The sequence below is a fragment of the Enterococcus sp. AMC1623 genome, from assembly GCF_058216495.1.
Map to the genome: position 1 here is coordinate 469,860 of NZ_CM177096.1, position 19,341 is coordinate 489,200.

The window sequence follows — 19,341 nt, forward strand, 5'->3', positions numbered from 1 at the left end:
TTTTAAAGAAATATAATTTTATTAGTCATTTCACCAGTACTAAGATTTAATGAAACAACTATATATGATCTTATTTTTCCCACTATAACAATAGTTGTTGGTATCATTGGATATAAAAAAATGATCATCACCTATATAAATAAAAATTATGTAAGAGAGAAAACAGAAAATTTGTAGTAGGAGAGACAGCACTTCACGGTAATGTAACTTACCATTACGATCTGACAATATTATAAAATAGCCAATCAAATCAGTTGATTTTTATGTTGTTTAAAAGTTTATTTAACCATTAAGATACGTTTTTTTACTCTAAAAAACTTATGTATGCTTGCCTAATTTTGAGTACCAATTGAATACTATATCAGTGGTATTTTTTGTTTTTTCTTGGTACTTTTTAAATTAAAAAAGTTAAACAAAGCCCTTTATTTACAGCATAGTACTTCTTTTTGTTATTAGCGTGTGATATTATAACTTGGTTAGGAGTGATTAGGTGAAACAAGCAAGTTTTCAATGGCAATTACCTTCAGAAAAAGCATTGCCCGAAACATTTATCCAAGTATTAGAAGAAAAGAAAATCCCTCGTTCGTTGGGACAACTTTTTTGGAATCGTGGTTTGCAAACTGCTGAATCCTTAGAAACATTTTTAACGCCTTCCTTAGAACAATTGCATGATCCATTTCTTTTTTATGAGATGGAAAAGGCAGTTGAACGAATTCAGCAAGCGATTGTCAATGAAGAACGTATTCTAGTCTATGGCGATTATGATGCAGATGGAATTACTAGTACGACAATTATGAAAGAGACGTTAGAAAATTTAGGTGCTGACGTTGAGTTTTATTTACCAAATCGATTCAAGGATGGTTATGGACCAAATCAAGCAGTTTATGAACAAAAAATAGCAGAGGGTATCCAATTGATTGTTACAGTGGATAATGGCGTTTCTGGACACGAAGCAATTGCTTATGCAAACAGCCAAGGAGTAGATGTTATCGTGACGGATCATCATGAATTACCGGATGAGTTGCCCGAAGCTTATGCCGTTATTCATCCACGACATCCAGAAGGCGCTTACCCATTTGGTGATTTAGCGGGTGTCGGTGTCTCATTTAAAGTTGCCTGTGCATTATTAGAAGAAGTTCCCATTGAATTTTTAGATTTAGTGTCGATTGGGACAATTGCTGATATGGTTTCTTTGACTGATGAAAATCGTACATTGGTTTCATTTGGTTTGCAATCTATGAGACAGACTGAACGGATTGGGTTAGAGAAACTATTAGAGATCAGTGGTGTTTCAGCCGATAAATTAGATGAGACGAGCATTGGTTTTTCAATTGGTCCCAGATTGAATGCCATTGGTCGCTTAGAAGACCCTAATCCTGCCGTAACTTTAATGACCACGTTTGATGATGAGGAAGCGGAAGAATTAGCAGGGCGTCTAGATCGAATTAATACACGTCGGAAAGATTTAGTAGAAGTCATTACAGAAGAAGCAATGGCTATGATACGACCAGAAGATAAGCTTCACCTAATTGCTGGGGAAAATTGGCATGAGGGTGTATTGGGAATTGTTGCTGGGAAAATTTTACGAGCAACTGGAAAACCAACAATTGTCTTAACAAAAAAAGAAGACGGTATTGCTAAAGGTTCTGGACGTAGCGTGGAATCAGTAAATCTATATGAAATGCTTAATGGGATGCGTCAATGGATGACTAGTTTTGGTGGGCATCATGCAGCGGTTGGATTGAGCTTAGAAATTGATAATATTGCAATTTTACAAGAACAAATGAATCGCTATATGGAGGAACATCAATTAACAGGTGGCGTGAGTTTGACAATTGATTCTAAATTGGCAGTTGAAGAAGTTTCTGTTGAGTTTATTGAATCATTGAAATTATTAGCGCCTTTTGGAATGGATAATCCACTGCCGAATTTCTTATTTGAAAAAGTTGCAGTTAGCAATAGTCGAACAATTGGTGCTAATAACCAGCATTTAAAATTTACTTTAACAGATACAATTAATCAGTTAGATGGTGTTGGTTTTGGCTTCGGAGCACAAGCATTAGAATTTCGAAGCGATGATTTAAACGTAGTGGGGCAACTATCGATTAATGAGTGGAATGGTAAACGAATTCCTCAATTAATGTTAGAAGACTATCAAATTAATGCCTTACAAGTATTTGATTATCGTGCCAAAAAATATCAACAAGCATTACAGTTTACTGAACCTACTTTGTTTATTAGCTTTTCTGAAAAGACAGCTAAAAAATGGGAAAAGAAACTTCATCAAAGTGTAACCGTCATTACTGATGACACACCTGTTCAATCTGAAGTGGAACAAGTCGTTTTTTTAGATTGTCCAACTGAATTACCTCTGATGAAAGAAACGGTGAATGACCTACAAGTCTCTCGAGTGTATATTTTGTGTCAAGCAGAAGATGAAGCATATTTAGATGGCTTAGGCTCACGTGATCAGTATGCTCGGCTATTCAAGTTTATTGCAGCGCAAGATAAAGTGGATGTTCGTTACAAATTGTCAATTGTAGCCGATTATTTAAAAATCCCTCAAAAATTACTTGTTTTTATGATTCAAGTGTTTTCTGAATTGGGTTTTGTTGCAATAACGGATGGCGTTATGCGTAAAGTTGATCATCCTGTCAATCACGCATTGACAGAAAGTCTTATCTATCAAGAACGAGCCAAACAAATTAAAATAGAAGAATTTTTATTATTGAGTGATTTAACAACATTAAAAGATTGGCTATCAATCTAGGAGGAAAAAATATGAATTTAAAAGATTACATTGCCAGCATTCCAGACTATCCATCAAAAGGAATTATTTTCCGAGATATCTCACCCTTAATGGCTGATGGAGATGCCTATCGAGCAGCGACTAAAGAAATTGTTGACTATGCAAAAGAGCAACAAATTGACATGGTCGTAGGACCAGAAGCCCGTGGATTTATCGTCGGTTGTCCGGTAGCTTATGAATTAGGTGTCGGTTTTGCTCCAGTACGTAAACCTGGGAAATTGCCTCGCGAAACGATTGAAGTGTCCTACGATTTAGAATATGGTAGCGATACTTTAACGCTACATGCAGATGCAATCAAACCTGGACAACGTGTCTTGATTTGCGATGATCTTTTAGCAACTGGTGGAACAATTAAAGCAACGATTGAATTAATCGAAAAATTAGGAGGCGTAGTAGTTGGTTGTGCGTTCTTAATTGAGTTGATGGATTTACATGGGCGCGATAAAATTGAAGGTTATGACATTTTAACATTAATGGAATACTAATAAAAATAGCGTAAGAGATGCTCTTACGCTATTTTTATTCATAATGATAATATTCAGAAGAATAGTATTCTTCTTGCTCTTGATAGTGTTTGCGTTCAGCTTGACGGAATTTTTTATCATCCCAAAGAATTAACCAAAAAGTAAAGAGAGGACATACAATTAAAATTGCTGTTAACATACCAAAATTACCAATAATAATACCAATTAAGAGAATTGTTAACATTAAACCAAAACGACGGATTGCTTTCATTTTTTTCTCACCTCTTCAATAAATACGAACGAATGTTTGTATTTATATTATACGAATATTTGTTCGGTTTGTAAAGAAGAAAAAGCAAAAAAATAAGATTTTAATTGAATCGGTATTTTTCATTTTTTTTATTTCTTCTTGTTAGAAAACTTGTTAGAATAAAAGAAATGAAGGGAGGAGTGGAATGGGAGCGCTTTTTATTATTGTTTGTATTGTATTGGTCAGTTTGGTTTTAAGTGTTTTCTTTCTAGAAATACAAAAACTAGAAGGAATTGAACTTACGTTAACGGAAGAAATAAAAGAAATTGTATTAATCATTGTGGGGGTATCTTTTATTTTTTCATTAATCGGTCAAATTGTTTGGGCATATTTTGTAACAAAAAAATGGATAAAATAAAACAACACCAATTAGTAGAAACTAATTGGTGTTGTTTCGTTGAAACCATGCAGGAGGATCATCAGAAAAAGAATGTGTTTGGATAATGTATTTGGTTCGCTCTTGGACGGCGACACAATTTCCAAAGTGATACCCACCAAGCTGACTGGCGTGACAATTTAATGCTACAAATAAGTGATATTTTTTCCAAAAGTTTTGTGGAATGTGTCCATCGAAATAGCCTATGAGTTGTCCTGTAGCAAAGGCAACGCTAACCGGCGTTGTATATTTGGGAAGCTTAAAAAATTCTTCCCATGGATCACCCCAATCGAATGAATCAAAATCTAGAACAAAAACTTTTTGTTGATGATAAAGCAAATTTTGTGGGTGGAAATCATCGTGTTGAAAACATATCGTGCTATTTTTTAACAAATAAAAATTTTCTTCGATAAAGGTTTCGATTTCTTTTTGATGATAAAAATGTAAATTTAATGCCGCGCATTGCTTTTTCTTCAGTTGATATTTTTGGTAACGTGTTTGATACCAATCAAATTCAGGCGAGGGGAGTAAATGAATTTTCTTTAGTTCTCGACCTGCTTGAATACCTAATTCATATTGTTTCGTTCGAGTGACTGTCGGAAGAAGTTCTGCTAACGTAATTCCCGAAAGATAGTTGAAAATGAAGTAACAGAGTTGTTCACGTTCAAACGTATCGCAAAAAATAGGTGTCTGACAATGTACATGATTTTTTTGATGTTGTTTCAAGAAAACTTGTTGCTGTTGCAAACGTTCAAATTTAGCTAGAGGATAAATTTTTAATAAATATTTTTTATCCCCACTAGTTAATAGATATTTTTTTGTGTTTGAGAAGCCTGAGGAAATTTCATAATAGTCAGTGATGAACAACTGATGACGTTCAAAAATACGAGCAATGTTAAACATAGTTCCTCTCCTTTTGAAATAGAAAAACTTCGCAAGAAAGAGTTCTTGCGAAGTTATCTTTATTGAGTAAACGAAAGTAGTAGATAAAAATCACCGTCAATATTTCGTTCTTCTTCTACAAATAAACGGGTTACATATAAGGTTAATGTCAAATTATCAAATTGTTCACTGAACGTTAATTCTTCTGGTGGCAAGGTGACATTTTCATTGGAAACATTCAATTTTTCGATTTCACGTAAGAAGCGCAAATCATAAGAAGCTAATGTTTGTTCTTGATCTTTAAGTACCAAGGTTAATTTCTTCTCGGCATCTTCTTCCCAAACTAATTGATACTCTTGATCTTGATAGGTGATCGTCAACTCATTGGTATCACCTGCTTGTGCAATTTTACCATCGTAAACAGAGAATGGTAAAAATAAATTAGCGTTTGATACATCCAATTGCAGACCTTGTTCTTGATCCATATCGATATAAACATTTTTTGCTTGCGGATAACCTTGGTTAGGTGTAGGGGTATCTAAAGAATAACGATCAAATCCAAAAACTTCTGCGAATTCACGACTACTTAAATAATTTGTATCAAAATAAGGTAATTTATCTAACTCGTCAACTTTTTGTAAATAGTTATAACTTTCAACAATTCGTTTTTTATCAGCTGTTGATAACTTGCTATTGGGTTGAATCGTATTATTTGCTAACATATCATTTCGATTGAGTGTTGTTTCGAGTTGTTGAGTTTGACTATACGTTCCAATCGAAACAGCATCGATGTACGGTAAAATTGAAATGATGGATAAAAAAATCAATAGACCAGGAATCCATGACATTTTTCTATGCCAAAATAAATAAATCAAACTTGAAAGTGTTGAAAAAATAACGAACAATAAAATAAAATAGCGACCATCCGTAATACCTAGTTGCTGGAACTTAATAAATGAAGAGGCTCCTTGTAAAGCTGTTACGATAAATAGCAGAGGCGGGAATAATTTCTTAAATAATCGTACCGTTTTGTTTTCGAGAGTATCAATTAAGAATAAAGTAAACCAACCAGCTACAACATAACTAACTAAAAGCGGTTCTAAGAGACTGTTATTCCAAAAATCTCCGGTGATATTTTGTATAATATAAAGCAATAGAATCAAGGTATATGCGATAATAATTGGGATGACAATATAAGAAAGCAGAATTTCTAAGAATCTTGGAACCATAGCTGCTCGTAAATAATTATCATCAGCTGATTCAATATTAGTTGGAAAATGGGGAATTAACGATAAGAAATACAATGTGAAGAAACCAAACCATGTCAGTGCACCAATGTGGGCGTAAATAGTGTAATCAACTGTTTGAATCAGAAAGCTATATGCGCCAACAATTGCGTACAGCCCAAGCATTAAAACGAGTGAAAAGAGTATGGCTACAAATTGAGCCTTTACAAAGACCATAAAACTACGAGAAAAAGCAAATTCATCACGCTTAATGGAAGGAATCCAAATGATGCTCATACAAATAATAAATACTAAAATCCCACTACGAACGCCTGTTAAATATAAATAGAAGTCAGTGTAGTATAGGTAGAGATAGTAACCAACGGAGAATAAAAGAACATTTGCATAAAGCAACAACGGAATTTGGAAGGGTCGATTGGAAAGTCGTTCGCAAATTAAGCGAACCGCAATGCCTAATAACCCAGCCATAACTAAGGTTAAAATTTCTTTGCTCAAATCAGTTTCTGTCTCAATAGCAAACATCACAGTTCCCGTAGTTAAAATAAAAACAATGATTGAAAACCAAAAACGAGTGATTGCTAACGACATATTTCTTAATCGTGCACGACTTTTTTGTGCGAAATTCATATTCATCACCTCTTTTTTGTTTATTATACCATTGAGCTGAGTAGAAAGGATAGTTCTTTGTTATACTAATAAAAAGGAGGGAAAAAATGAACTTACAAACAGAACGTTTAACAATCCGACCATTTATTATGGAGGATTTTGATGAAACCTTTGAGATTTATCAACGGATTGATGTATGTCGTTATTTGTTGCATGAACCATGGACGAAAGAAAATGCCAAAGCATCCTTCATGAAAAAAATAAAGGACCAGACATTGTCTACAGAAAATAGTTTGCATTTGGCCGTTAACTATCAAGGAACGATTATTGGTGATCTTACAGTATTTTACACAGAAATGCGAGAAACGGTTGAAATTGGCTATACGTTTCACCCTGAATATGGTGGACAAGGCTTCGCAACTGAAGCACTGCAAACTGTAATTACTCAGTTATTCCAACAACACAACATTCATCGCATTCAAGCAATATTAGATAAACGTAATCAAGCATCAGAAAATGTTTGCTTACGTTTGGGTATGCGAAAAGAAGGCGACTTTAAAGAAGACTTTTGGAACAAAGGTGAATGGACAGATACGTTAATCTATGGTCTTTTGGCCAAGGAATGGAAAAATAAAAAGAGGTGATGGTCTCACCTCTAGCGCATAATTTTTTCCATTTTTTTACCTTTTGCTAATTCATCTACAACTTTATCTAAATAACGAATTTGTTTCATTAACGGGTCTTCAATCTCTTCAATTCGTACGCCACAAATCACTCCAGTAATTAAAGAAACATTTTCATTTAATGTCGCACGTTTAAAAAACTCTTCAAAAGTGACTTGCTCGTCAATCAGTTGTTGTAAAGTAGTTGAATCAAATCCTGTGAGCCATTCAATTATGGTATCTAGTTCAGCTTTTGAACGGCCTTTTTTTTCAACTTTTGTAATATACATTGGATACACACTGGCAAAAGTCATTTTATAGACTCGTTCTAGATTTGTTTTCATCATCATCATCACCTATTTTCTTTTAGTTAAATTATAGCATATTTTCTTACGTAAGCAAACGTACGTTCTAAAATGTCGGAATGCCTCATAGAATAGTTGCAATCGTTTACTATCTATAAGAAAATAGAAATGAAAGGAGTTTTTTGATGAAGATTGAATTAAGAGAAATGACCGCGACGGATTGGTCTCAAGTCTATGCTATTTATCGACAAGGAATGGAAACGAATTTAGCTACTTTTGATATTGAAACGTTGAGTTATGAAGAATTTGATGACGAACGTCTGCCAATTGGCCGATTAGTGGCATTAGATGGTGAACGAGTGATTGGATGGACTTCTTTAAAACAAGCGTATGAAAAAATTCCAGAATATTATGGTGTAGCAGAAGTTAGTATCTATATCGATCAAGACTATCAAGGAAAAGGGGTAGCAACACGTTTATTGGAAAACTTGATAATTTTATCTGAAGAAAAAGGTTTTTGGATGTTGGAAGCTGATATTTTTGCGAATAATAGCGGAAGTATTCTACTACATGAAAAGTGTGGTTTTCGTCAAGTAGGTTATCGTGAAAAAATCGGTAAAGATCGTTTTGGTGTTTGGCGAGATACCGTATTAATGGAGCGTCGAAGCCAAAAAGTAGGAATCGATTAACTATAAATAAAATGATTAGAAAGCTTTAGCTAGTGCATAAATTAAGAACATGAGGTGGATGAACATGGCAATCTATGAAGCAGATGTAAATGGCACATTTGAAGAAGTGTTGACGTTCCTTAGTACGACAATTGTGAACGGCAGTAGTACTTGTTCCTTAGAAGAAAGCACTGAATTTCAAGTTGGAGATACTAAGGTGGCAATTCATGCGTATGAACGTTATGGATGGTTAGGTGATAATCGAGTAAGTTTGCATTTAACTGTTGTCTCTGATATGGATGCAACTCATGTAACAGTTATCTCTACGGGTGGTAGTCAAGGCATGATTTTCAAATTTAACACAATTAGTGAAGACAACTTTTTGCGAACAGTTGTACCAGCTATTCAGGAAATTGAAAAATGAAAAGAAGGTAAAAATTAATGAAGCGATGCGATTGGGCAACGAATGAATTAGAACAGCTTTATCATGATTATGAATGGGGGAAACCATTACACGATGAAGCAAAATTATTTGAAATGTTAGTATTAGAGAGCATGCAAGCAGGCTTGAGCTGGTCCACTATTTTGAAAAAAAGGGAAAGCATGCGAGAGGCGTTTGATTCTTTTGACTATCATAAAATTGCCGATTATCAAGAAGATAAAATTTTAGCATTATTGGCTAATCCAGGCGTGATTCGTCACCGAAAAAAGATTGAAGCACTCATCAATAACGCACAAGCTTATTTAAAAATTCAAGAAAAATATGGAAGCTTTGATATTTTTATATGGCAATTTGTCGAAGAACCTATCATTAATCAATGGCAAAATACTCACGAAGTTCCAGCATCTACAGAGTTAGCTAAGACAATAAGTAAGGAATTAAAACAAGCAGGATTTAAATTTTTAGGACCAACAAGTGTGTATGCTTTTATGCAATCAGTTGGGATGGTCAATGACCATTTGATTTCTTGCTCCTTTAAATAAAAAACATCGGAACGATAGAAATGAGAGTGCTCAATATCGTTCTGATGTTTTTTAAAATTTTAATTTGTGATGGCTTCTAGTTTTTTCATTGCTGAAACAATTACTTCAGGTGTAATCGTCTCTTTTAGTAAGTGAATCGTTTCTCCTGGTAAGGATGCACGTTCAGCAATACGTTGATAATCTTCATCTGTTAAGTGAAGATTCATCGCTTTTAATGAAATTGGTAAATTTAGTTGTTGATAAAAAGGTAATAATTGCTCAATTTCAGCGAATTTATTCTCAATAACCAGTTGCACTAAAATGCAATATGCAACTTTATTGCCATGTAGGTGCTTATGACTATCCGGTAAAATAGTTAACGCATCATGAAGCGAATGCGCACCAGAAGTTCTACCAAAATCATCACCATAACCGCCAACCATCCCAGCAAGCAAAATATTTGTTTCTAAAACATTTAAAAATGCTGGTGTCAAAGTTTGATTTTTCATCGCTAGTAACGCATCGGCACTGTCTGTTAATAAAACATCGCGACATTTTTTAGCAGCAAATTCAGCTACTTGAATTTCGATTGGTTTAACAGCAAGTTGTGCAATAATTGGTTCAGCTTCGTACCATTTTGCTAGTGTATCGCCAATTCCTGCGACCATTAATTCAATTGGGGAATGTAAAATTACTTCCGGCTCAACTAAAACTAATGCATTGGCACGGTTGAATACGTCATATCGATCCATCGCGCCATCTTCAAAATAAACGACACTTAAGGGGGTATAAGCAGCACATGTCGCTGCCAAAGTTGGTAAAATGCAGATAGGGACTTGCGTTTTGTTGGCAATTGCTTTTCCTAAATCGGCTACTTTACCACCACCTACTGCAACAATTCCTTCAATGTTTTTTTGATGAATCAGTTGACTGAAAAAAGTTGTTTTTTCATCAGTGCAATCGCCACCATAATATTCAAAATGAGCAGTAACTGCTGTTAGTTGAGGGAAATAAGTTTTAGCTGCTTCCCAAGAGTCTTTTCCATGAAGAATTAACACGCTATTTATGTTTCGTTTTAATAAATGATCTTCTAAATTTTGCCATGCACCGACCCGACATTCATATTCTTGGGGTGCTCCACGAACAATTAATTGTTGCATCGTTTTGATTCACTTCTTTCCATTATACTATTGTATTTTTATTCATCACTAATAATGTAGTCTTTGATAAATTGCTTAAACTTAGTGACGGTTAGAGGGTAACTAAATAAATATCCTTGCATGTAATCAGAGTTAATTGTTTTAGCTAGTTTTGCTTCATTTTCGGTTTCAATGCCTTCACAACACGTTTTTAATTGTAGGTTTTTAGATAAAGCCACAATATGTTTGGCGATAATGCCTTTAGTAGTTTCAATCGTTTGGTTTGTAATGAATGAGGCATCTACTTTCACAATGTCTACAGGAAGCGTTCCAAGTAATGCTAGGGCAGAGTGACCGACACCAAAATCGTCTAATGCAATTCTAAAACCCAACGCTTTTAATTGATTCATCACTTTTAACCCAATTTCTGAATTTTCTACTGCTTGATGTTCAGTTATTTCAAATATGATGGACTGCGCATCAACGTTGTGTTTGTTTACTAACGTTTGAATCATTTGGAAAAAGTTCGGCTGTTCAATCTGTGTTACATCAATATTGATAGAAATATTCGGAAGTGTTTCATATAATTTATCTTTGAATACTCGTTCGAAAATCCAATAGGTTAATTCAGATATATGACCATGTTTTTCGGCGTGTTTAATCAGTGTGTTTGGTGGTATATAGCCTAACTCACTATCATGCCAACGAAGAAGAGCTTCTGCTCCAGTAATTTCATTGTCATGATTGAACAGGGGTTGATAATACATTTCTAATTCATCCTTGGCAATTGCTGGTGTGAGTCGAGCCACTGTTTTTAAACTCATTACGAAATCTTGTGTCATTTTTTTAGAATAATAGACAATTTTACTGTTCTCATGCTGACTTAAACCAATTTCAGCATCTTCAAGAAGTGTACAAAGACTCGTGGTTTCTTCAGGAAAGGAACTGACACCAATCTCGATATTCATAAAAACAGTTTGTTCGGTAGTAATCACTGGTTCCAAAAGCTTGTTGCGAATTGTTTCTAATAATTGTTGGAATGAGTTCATGTCAGCCAAAGGATTGGTAAAAACACCGAAAATTTCACGAGACAAACGATAAAGTTTATAATTTTCTGGCAACATTGCTTGAATTCTGTTGACCATTTCAAAAACAACCACTTTCCGAACTTCTTTCGAATAAAGAACTGCAATTTCAGCAAGATTGCTACAACGGAATAAGGCTACCGCACACTCTGGAGGAAGGGCGGTTTGCTCAATTTGATGGATATCATAGGAAAATTGATTAAAATTTGGTAAATGAGTGACCGAATCAAGGTATGGTAAGTGATTCGTCACTTCATCCGTATTTCTGATAGAAACGTTATCTATAAAGTAAATTCCATAATACGCTAATTTTCCGTTGGGTGCCGTAAAATGGACAAATTTTAGCCATTGTGTTCGGCTTTCACCGGAAGTGTGCTGGTAATCAATTGTTCCATTCCAACCGTTTGTAGCGGTTCCATCATTCCAAATTTGTTGGAAATCAGTTTCATTGAGATGTACTGGCAAAACTTTTTCCAATTTTTGACCAAGGACTTCTTCTCTACTCACATTTGCTTGATGCAAACCTGCGTCATTGATATACAGAATACGCTGATTCGCATCAATAAAGAGAGTGGAGATAGGAGAAAGATGATTCATTGAGATAAATGCTGCATAATCTGATACATAAGGTTGCTGCGCGAGTATCCCTGATAATTGCTTGTAAGAATGGAATTGTTCTTCAAAAAAATTAAAAGGAATCGGTTCTAAGAGCGGTCTCTTGTCATCCGTCAATGGTAATATCCTCCTATCAATATTATTTGTTATACCATCCACTATTTTACATCCTTTTCTAATGATATTAAAGGTAAAAACTCATTAATTTGTGTTCTTTATTTGAAGGTTAGAAAATGAAGAGAAGGTCTTATAAAGGACTTTTCCTTTATTAGGTTCTATGTTATCATAAAAAAGTTGCAAAGATGTATAAAAATACATCTTTCAAACTAGAAAAAGGAGAGAACTAATTGTGAGCAAGATAAAAAAAATTGGGTTGTTTTTGTTGCCAGTTTTGATGCTATTTATTCAATTTATTCCATTTAAAACCGTATTAGCAGAGACAACCGATCCATATTATGAAAAGATTCAGCAAAAAGGAGAATTAATTGTCGGATTATCCGCAGATTATGCTCCGTATGAATTCCATGCAGAGATTGATGGAAAAGATACGATTGTTGGCTTTGATATTTCAATTGCACAAAAAATAGCTGATGATATGGGGGTTAAACTTCATATTGAAGAACTCGGTTTTGATGCGCTATTAGGTGCGTTAAAAACAGGGAAAATCGATTTGATTATTTCTGGAATGGCCGTTACCGAAGAGCGCTTAAAAGAAGTGGATTTTTCTGATACGTATATGACAATGAAGCAACGAGTGATTGTCCGTAAAGACGATGCTGATAAGTATAAGAATACACTCGATTTTGAAGGTGTTCCTGTAGGAGTGCAAAAGCAAACGACACAAGAAGCTTTAGCACAAAATGAATTAGTTGGCTCAGTCCCAACTTCTCTACAAAAAATTCCAGATGTTATTATGAATTTGAAAAATGAGAAAGTAGATGCCGCAATTTTAGAAGGTCCGGTAGCAGAAGCTTATGTCGATCGTAATCCTGATTTGGTATTTGCTGATGTTGAGTTTAAAGATGGTGACAAGGATACCGCAGTAGCAGTTCCTAAAAATGCACCTGTGTTACTAGAAAGTATCAATACTTCTATTAAAGAAATTAAAGATGAAGGCTTGTTAGAAGAATATAAAAAAGAAGCCAATGAACTAATGTTTCATGATGAGCAAGGTTTTTTTGCCAAATATTATAAATTTTATGTGAATGGTGCTGGGTATACAATTTTCTTAGCCTTAATTGGCGTGTTGTTCGGAACAATTTTAGGCGCATTTCTAGCTTTAATGAAATTAGCTAAGTCGAAATTCGTTCGCATTTTAGCAACGATTTACATTGAATATGTAAGAGGCACACCGTTATTGGTTCAAATTTTTATCGTTTATTTTGGTACCGGAATTCTGGGCGTTGATATGTCTCGTTTGGCAGCTGGTTGTATTGCTTTAGCTTTAAATAGTGGGGCATATGTAGCTGAAATCATTCGTGCGGGAATTACAGCCGTGAATAAAGGACAATTAGAAGCAGCACGTTCTTTAGGAATGAATCAAACGCAAGCGATGCGATTTATTATTTTCCCACAAGCAATTAAAAACATTTTACCGGCACTTGGAAATGAGTTTGTGACAGTTATTAAAGAATCTTCTGTTGTTTCGGTTATTGGTGTTTCGGAACTAATTTTCCAAGCGGGAAATGTACAAGGTGCAAGTTTCAAACCATTCTTACCTTACGTGATTGTTTCCTTAATTTATTTTGTTTTAACCTTTACACTTTCTCGTTTATTAGGTGTTGCTGAAAGGAGAATGAACACAAGTGATTAACATTGAAAACTTACACAAGACATATGGTGAAAATGAGGTATTAAAAGGCATCGATTTGACCGTTAACGCCGGCGAAGTTGTGGTGATTATTGGTCCTTCAGGAAGCGGAAAAAGTACATTTTTACGTTGTTTAAATTTATTAGAGCAACCTACTGATGGGCGTATTGAATTTGAAGGGATTAATATTCTGGATAAAGGCACTAATATTGATCAATTACGTCAAAAAATGGGGATGGTTTTTCAAAGTTTTAATCTATTTCCTCATAAAACGGTAGTCGAAAACTTAACGATTAGCCCAATTAAAGTAAAAAAAGAAAATCCACAAAAAGCAAAAGAAAATGCTTTGAGATTATTAGAACAAGTTGGTTTAAAAGAAAAAAACAGTAGCTATCCAGCAAATCTTTCAGGTGGGCAACAACAACGAGTAGCGATTGCCCGTGCATTAGCGATGGACCCTGATGTTATGCTTTTTGATGAACCAACCTCAGCACTTGATCCAGAAATGGTGGGCGAGGTATTATCAGTTATGAAAAATCTAGCCGAAAACGGAATGACCATGGTTGTTGTAACTCATGAAATGGGTTTTGCAAGAGAAGTAGCTGATCGTGTCATTTTTATGGATGAAGGCATTATTCAAGAACAAGGAACACCTGAAGAAATTTTTGGCAATCCGCAGAATCCACGGACGCAAAGTTTCTTAAATAAAGTGTTATAACCAAAGGAGATGCAAAAAATGAATGCATCAAAAATTGCAAAAAAATATCAACAACCAACAGAAAACCTCCTAATGGATATTGCAATGTTGGCCAAAAGTAAAACCGATTTAATCGATTTATCAATTGGTGATCCAGACTTAATTACAGATCAAACGATTATTGAAGCGGCTTTTAGCGATGCGAAATTAGGGCATACAAAATATACGGCTTCTGATGGGAGTCGCGAGTTTTTACAAGCAGTGGTTGATCACTATCAAAACCGATATGGACTGACCTTTGAACTGAATCAAGTGCGCGCAACAGTTGGTGCGATGCACGGAACGTATTTAGCTTTGTTAGCAATTATAGATCCAGGCGATGAAGTAATTATTCATGAACCGTATTTTTCTCCCTATAAAGAACAAGTTGAAGCAGCTGGAGGAATTCCTGTTTTTATTCCTACGTATGAAAAAGATGGGTTTCAAATTGATTTAACTATTTTAGAACAAGCCATTACGGATAAAACAAAAGCGATTTTAATTAATTCACCTAACAATCCAACAGGGGCAGTATTTTCGAAAGAAACATTTAAAGGGATTGCTGAGTTGGCAATTGCTAAGGACTTGTTTATTCTTTCGGATGAAATTTATGAAGAATTGAGTTTTTATGAAGACTTTACTCCGATGGCAACTTTTGCTCCAGAGCACACCATTACGTTTAGTGGTTTTTCTAAAGCATTTGCGATGACTGGTTGGCGAATTGGGTATATGATTGCACCAGCCTATGTGAATGATGTTGTCCGTCAAATTAATGAAAATGTTACTTTTTCTGCTCCTGCAATTTCGCAACAAGCAGGAATTTATGCACTCAAGCATTCAGAGGAGTTAGTTCCTAAAGTAGTTAACGTCTTTCAAGAGCGTTTAGAATACGTCAAAAAGCGTGTGGATGCGTTACCATTTCTTTCATTAGGGGAAATTAAAGGAACGATGTATGCTTTCATTAATATTGAAAAAACTCAACTAACCTCAGTGGCATTTGTTGAGAAAGTCTTAAAAGAAACCAACGTCTTAATGATTCCAGGAAAAGCTTTTGGACATAAAACTGGTGACACTCATGTACGTTTGGCCGTGACTCAAGATTTAGAACAATTAAAAGAAGCTTTTGATCGAATTGAAAAGTTAATTTTCTAAAAAAATGCGTTTTCCACCCGGAAGACGCATTTTTTTTCTTTATTAATAGAAGAAAAAGTTTTTTTATCGATTAAATATAAAGAAATGAAGTGATTTTAGAAAAGATTTCCCACTGTTAAATTGTCATAAAAGATGATATTTTGTAACAATCCAATTAAAAAAGCGTTTTATTTTTTGGAGCATACCAATTTTTTAGTTTTTTTAATTTTTTTTTATTACAAAAAGTAACTAATTTCTAAAAATGATTCCTTATTAAATCAACATTTATTGTGGAAAAAATTAAATTAAATGACAAAAAAAGTGAAGATACATCAAATTGAAACATTTCGTCACTTTTTTGTTACCTAAAGAGTCGCAACTCTTGGTAAGATTTATCCAGTTGCTTCGGCAATACAAAATTTTGATTTAAGGGAGTCTATATATAATGAAACAATTCAAACAAATTTTACTAGGTAGTGCCTCATTTTTAAGTATCGCAGGTTTTTCTTTAACAGTAAACGCTGATCAAGTAGAACATACAGTACGTTCACACGATACATTGTCGAACATTTCTATCCAATACTTTGGAGATACAAGCTATGTAAATAAAATTGCTCAAGACAATAATATTTCAAATCCAGATATTATTTTTGATGGTCAACAATTAAAAATTAACACAGATGGTTCTGCTGAAGTATCAGCGCCTGCTACAACTACTGAAGCTACTGAACCTGCAGTTGCAGAAGTGCAAGCAGATACTCAAACAGAAGCACAACCTGAACAAACAACACAAAGTCCTTCTGGTCGTACATTAACAATGGAATCTACTGCATATAGTTCAGATCCAGCTGACACTTTAGGTGGTGGAACTGTTACTGCAACTGGTCAAAACTTATTATCAAACCCAATGGCTGTTGCGGTTGACCCAAATGTTATTCCATTAGGTACAAGATTGTATGTTGAAGGTTACGGAGAAGCAATTGCTAGTGATACAGGTGGCGCAATCCAAGGAAATATCGTTGATGTACATTTCTCAACTTACGCAGAATGTATTGCTTGGGGTCGTCGTACAGTTCAAGTAACAATTTTAGATTAATCATCAAGTCATTAAATAAAAAGCAAGAAATTCTTGAGGGATTTCTTGCTTTTTTTTGTAAATATTCTGAAAATATTTACATTTATTTTGATAGTAGCTATCGTGAGGAAACGAAAGGTATGCTATAATAGAAAAAAATTCAAGGAGGAATCGTTGATGAGAGCTATTTTAACGGTTATTGGTAAAGATAAAGTAGGAATTATTGCAGGAGTTAGTCAAAAACTATCTGAATTAGAAATAAATATTGTTGATGTAACACAAACAATTATGCAAGAATATTTTACAATGATGATGATGTTAGAAATGGATAAGCAAACTGATTTTGAGCATACACGTCAAGAATTATCAAAGATTGGCGAAGCTTTAGGTGTTAAAATTAGTATTCAAAATGAAGAAATTTTTGAAGCGATGCACAAATTATAATCAGGAGGCAAATCATGGAAACAAATCAAATACTAGAAACGATTCGCATGGTCGAAGAAGAAAATTTAGATATTCGTACAATTACAATGGGGATCTCTTTATTAGATTGTATGGATGCTGATGTAGATGCAGCCTGCGAAAAAATTTATCAAAAAATTACCACACGCGCCAAAGATTTAGTAAAAGTTGGCGAAGCGATTGAAATGGAATATGGTATTCCGATCATTAACAAACGTATCTCAGTCACACCAATTGCGATTGTGGCTTCTGCTTCACGTGCAACAGCAGAAGAATGTGTGAAATTTGCTAAAACATTGGATCGTGCTGCACAAACGGTAGGAGTAAACTTTATTGGTGGATATAGTGCCTTAGTTGAAAAAGGTTATCAAGGTGCAGACCGTGCCTTAATTGAATCGATTCCTCAAGCTTTAGCTGAAACTTCTTTTGTTTGTTCATCTGTCAATATTGGTTCAACGAAAACTGGAATTAATATGGATGCGGTTAAGTTAATGGGAGAAACAATTAAAAACACTGCGGAAGCGTCTGATATGGGTTGTGCGAAATTAGTTGTTTTTGCAAATGCGGTAGAAGATAATCCGTTTATGGCCGGGGCTTTTCATGGTGTTGGTGAAGCCGATTGTGTCATTAATGTCGGCGTTAGTGGACCTGGTGTAGTGAAACGTGCTTTAGAAAAAGTTAAGGGCGAATCTTTTGATATTGTTGCTGAAACAGTGAAGAAAACAGCCTTCAAGATTACACGCATGGGTCAATTGGTTGGACGTGTAGCGTCTGAACGATTAAATGTACCTTTTGGAATTGTCGATCTTTCTCTGGCACCTACACCAGCTGTTGGCGATAGTGTGGCATTGATTTTAGAAGAAATGGGTTTGGAATCAGTCGGAACACATGGCACAACCGCCGCTTTGGCACTGTTAAATGATGCAGTGAAAAAAGGTGGCGTGATGGCATGTAATCATGTAGGTGGTTTATCAGGCGCATTCATTCCAGTTTCTGAAGATGCCGGTATGATTAAAGCGGTTGAAAATGGTTTATTAAATCTTGAAAAATTAGAAGCAATGACAGCTATTTGTTCCGTTGGGTTAGATATGATTGCTATTCCTGGTGATACACCTGCAGAAACAATTGCTGCAATGATTGCTGATGAAGCTGCGATTGGTGTCATTAATCACAAAACAACTGCAGTTCGTATTATTCCTGCGAGTGGTGCAAAAGTAGGAGATATGATCGAATTTGGCGGATTGTTAGGAACAGCTCCGGTAATGAAGACAAATCCAGCGAAATCAACTGATTTTATTCAACGTGGGGGACGTATTCCAGCACCAATCCATTCATTTAAGAATTAGAGGAGTTTTGTAGTTTATGTTTGAAGAGTATATTTGGGATTTTGACGGCACTTTGTATGATTCGTATCCAGTGATATTAGAAGGGTTTATGTCAACATTAAACGATTATGGTATCCAAGCAAATCGTCGAGAAATCTATCAAATTTTGAAAGAGAAATCATCAGCGGCTATTGCTGAAAAATACCATTTAGATTTTGATGAATTTACGAAGATTTATAAAGGCTACGAGGCAAAAGATCCACGGATTCCAGTCTCTTATCCAGGCACGAAAGAAGTCTTAGAAGCAATCGTCGCAAAAGGGAAGAAAAATTATATTTTAACCCATCGCTTAGTAGCATCCACGCAAGAATTATTAGAACGAGAAGGAATGCTTCATTTAGTTGAAGAAATTGTCGGACCTGAAAATAATTTTCCGAGAAAACCAAATCCGGCTTCTTTAAATTATCTAGTTGATAAATATCAGATGATACCAGATAAGACCGTAATGATTGGTGACCGCACAATGGATGTTGACGCAGGCAGAAATGCCGGTATTCAGTCTATTTTTTATGATTTAGAAAACCTATTAGAAGATATTGATGCCAATTACACCGTTCATTCAGTAAAAGAAATGAATCAATTTATTTAAAAAAGTGCTACTTTCAAAAAAG

At 34.9% G+C, this 19,341-nt stretch carries 20 protein-coding genes; 14 read left to right on the forward strand and 6 right to left on the reverse strand.

Annotation, left to right across the window (positions count from 1 at the left end; translation table 11 throughout):
- Nucleotides 1-490 precede the first annotated feature (490 nt).
- Nucleotides 491-2,770: a single-stranded-DNA-specific exonuclease RecJ gene (recJ, locus tag AC4BC7_RS02355; RefSeq protein WP_490503716.1), complete on the forward strand. Its 2,280-nt coding sequence runs from the start codon at nucleotides 491-493 to the stop codon at nucleotides 2,768-2,770.
- Between the two features lie 11 nt (nucleotides 2,771-2,781).
- Nucleotides 2,782-3,294 carry an adenine phosphoribosyltransferase gene (locus tag AC4BC7_RS02360; protein ID WP_207940319.1) on the forward strand — a complete coding sequence of 171 codons (513 nt, stop codon included), beginning with the start codon at nucleotides 2,782-2,784 and terminating at the stop codon, nucleotides 3,292-3,294.
- A 34-nt stretch (nucleotides 3,295-3,328) separates the two neighbouring features.
- Here the strand turns inward: AC4BC7_RS02360 and AC4BC7_RS02365 are convergent, their stop codons facing one another.
- Nucleotides 3,329-3,544 carry a hypothetical protein gene (locus AC4BC7_RS02365; protein WP_490503718.1) on the reverse strand — a complete coding sequence of 72 codons (216 nt, stop codon included), beginning with the start codon at nucleotides 3,542-3,544 and terminating at the stop codon, nucleotides 3,329-3,331.
- A gap of 184 nt (nucleotides 3,545-3,728) precedes the next feature.
- Between AC4BC7_RS02365 and AC4BC7_RS02370 the strand changes: the two genes are divergently transcribed.
- A complete protein-coding gene (locus AC4BC7_RS02370; protein ID WP_207940321.1) occupies nucleotides 3,729-3,941 on the forward strand; it encodes a hypothetical protein in 213 nt (70 codons plus the stop codon).
- A 21-nt stretch (nucleotides 3,942-3,962) separates the two neighbouring features.
- Here the strand turns inward: AC4BC7_RS02370 and AC4BC7_RS02375 are convergent, their stop codons facing one another.
- Together AC4BC7_RS02375 and AC4BC7_RS02380 are read right to left on the reverse strand one after the other, a co-directional pair.
- Nucleotides 3,963-4,862 (reverse strand): aminoglycoside phosphotransferase family protein, encoded by a 900-nt coding sequence (locus tag AC4BC7_RS02375; protein ID WP_490503719.1) that lies wholly within the window; start codon nucleotides 4,860-4,862, stop codon nucleotides 3,963-3,965.
- Nucleotides 4,863-4,921: 59 nt separating this feature from the next.
- Nucleotides 4,922-6,715: a DUF4153 domain-containing protein gene (locus tag AC4BC7_RS02380; protein WP_490503720.1), complete on the reverse strand. Its 1,794-nt coding sequence runs from the start codon at nucleotides 6,713-6,715 to the stop codon at nucleotides 4,922-4,924.
- Nucleotides 6,716-6,801: 86 nt separating this feature from the next.
- Between AC4BC7_RS02380 and AC4BC7_RS02385 the strand changes: the two genes are divergently transcribed.
- A complete protein-coding gene (locus AC4BC7_RS02385; RefSeq protein ID WP_207940324.1) occupies nucleotides 6,802-7,338 on the forward strand; it encodes a GNAT family N-acetyltransferase in 537 nt (178 codons plus the stop codon).
- An 11-nt stretch (nucleotides 7,339-7,349) separates the two neighbouring features.
- Here AC4BC7_RS02385 and AC4BC7_RS02390 read toward each other — a convergent pair whose 3' ends face one another.
- Nucleotides 7,350-7,700: a DUF2200 domain-containing protein gene (locus AC4BC7_RS02390; protein ID WP_207940325.1), complete on the reverse strand. Its 351-nt coding sequence runs from the start codon at nucleotides 7,698-7,700 to the stop codon at nucleotides 7,350-7,352.
- 146 nt (nucleotides 7,701-7,846) lie between these two features.
- Here AC4BC7_RS02390 and AC4BC7_RS02395 point away from each other — a divergent pair, with 146 nt between their 5' ends.
- The 3 genes from AC4BC7_RS02395 to AC4BC7_RS02405 all read left to right on the forward strand — a co-directional run bounded on the left by AC4BC7_RS02395 (nucleotide 7,847) and on the right by AC4BC7_RS02405 (nucleotide 9,313).
- Nucleotides 7,847-8,350 carry a GNAT family N-acetyltransferase gene (locus AC4BC7_RS02395; RefSeq protein WP_207940326.1) on the forward strand — a complete coding sequence of 168 codons (504 nt, stop codon included), beginning with the start codon at nucleotides 7,847-7,849 and terminating at the stop codon, nucleotides 8,348-8,350.
- Between the two features lie 64 nt (nucleotides 8,351-8,414).
- A complete protein-coding gene (locus tag AC4BC7_RS02400) occupies nucleotides 8,415-8,753 on the forward strand; it encodes a DUF6054 family protein (protein ID WP_207940327.1) in 339 nt (112 codons plus the stop codon).
- Nucleotides 8,754-8,770: 17 nt separating this feature from the next.
- Entirely contained in the window at nucleotides 8,771-9,313 is a 543-nt protein-coding gene (locus AC4BC7_RS02405; protein WP_207940328.1) for a DNA-3-methyladenine glycosylase I, read from the forward strand.
- A 59-nt stretch (nucleotides 9,314-9,372) separates the two neighbouring features.
- Here AC4BC7_RS02405 and AC4BC7_RS02410 read toward each other — a convergent pair whose 3' ends face one another.
- Together AC4BC7_RS02410 and AC4BC7_RS02415 are read right to left on the reverse strand one after the other, a co-directional pair.
- Nucleotides 9,373-10,452 (reverse strand): iron-containing alcohol dehydrogenase family protein, encoded by a 1,080-nt coding sequence (locus tag AC4BC7_RS02410; protein WP_490503721.1) that lies wholly within the window; start codon nucleotides 10,450-10,452, stop codon nucleotides 9,373-9,375.
- A 38-nt stretch (nucleotides 10,453-10,490) separates the two neighbouring features.
- Nucleotides 10,491-12,248 (reverse strand): EAL domain-containing protein, encoded by a 1,758-nt coding sequence (locus AC4BC7_RS02415; RefSeq protein WP_490503722.1) that lies wholly within the window; start codon nucleotides 12,246-12,248, stop codon nucleotides 10,491-10,493.
- Nucleotides 12,249-12,480: 232 nt separating this feature from the next.
- On the opposite strand from AC4BC7_RS02415, the gene AC4BC7_RS02420 reads away from it, so the two are divergent.
- The 7 genes from AC4BC7_RS02420 (at nucleotide 12,481) to AC4BC7_RS02450 (ending at nucleotide 19,319) form a co-directional block, all read left to right on the forward strand.
- A complete protein-coding gene (locus AC4BC7_RS02420) occupies nucleotides 12,481-13,944 on the forward strand; it encodes an ABC transporter permease subunit (RefSeq protein WP_207940331.1) in 1,464 nt (487 codons plus the stop codon).
- The gene (locus AC4BC7_RS02425) at nucleotides 13,937-14,659 is read left to right on the forward strand and encodes an amino acid ABC transporter ATP-binding protein (protein ID WP_490503724.1); all 723 of its coding nucleotides are present in this window, start codon (nucleotides 13,937-13,939) and stop codon (nucleotides 14,657-14,659) included. Before AC4BC7_RS02420 ends, AC4BC7_RS02425 begins: the two co-directional genes overlap by 8 nt.
- An 18-nt stretch (nucleotides 14,660-14,677) precedes the next feature.
- On the forward strand, nucleotides 14,678-15,829 hold the full coding sequence (locus AC4BC7_RS02430; RefSeq protein WP_490503725.1) for a pyridoxal phosphate-dependent aminotransferase: 1,152 nt from the start codon (nucleotides 14,678-14,680) through the stop codon (nucleotides 15,827-15,829).
- A 424-nt stretch (nucleotides 15,830-16,253) separates the two neighbouring features.
- On the forward strand, nucleotides 16,254-16,904 hold the full coding sequence (locus AC4BC7_RS02435; RefSeq protein WP_490503726.1) for a 3D domain-containing protein: 651 nt from the start codon (nucleotides 16,254-16,256) through the stop codon (nucleotides 16,902-16,904).
- A 156-nt stretch (nucleotides 16,905-17,060) separates the two neighbouring features.
- Entirely contained in the window at nucleotides 17,061-17,327 is a 267-nt protein-coding gene (locus AC4BC7_RS02440; RefSeq protein ID WP_207940335.1) for an ACT domain-containing protein, read from the forward strand.
- Nucleotides 17,328-17,341: 14 nt separating this feature from the next.
- Nucleotides 17,342-18,691: a PFL family protein gene (locus AC4BC7_RS02445; protein WP_207940336.1), complete on the forward strand. Its 1,350-nt coding sequence runs from the start codon at nucleotides 17,342-17,344 to the stop codon at nucleotides 18,689-18,691.
- A 16-nt stretch (nucleotides 18,692-18,707) separates the two neighbouring features.
- Entirely contained in the window at nucleotides 18,708-19,319 is a 612-nt protein-coding gene (locus tag AC4BC7_RS02450; protein WP_207940337.1) for an HAD-IA family hydrolase, read from the forward strand.
- Nucleotides 19,320-19,341: the final 22 nt, after the last annotated feature.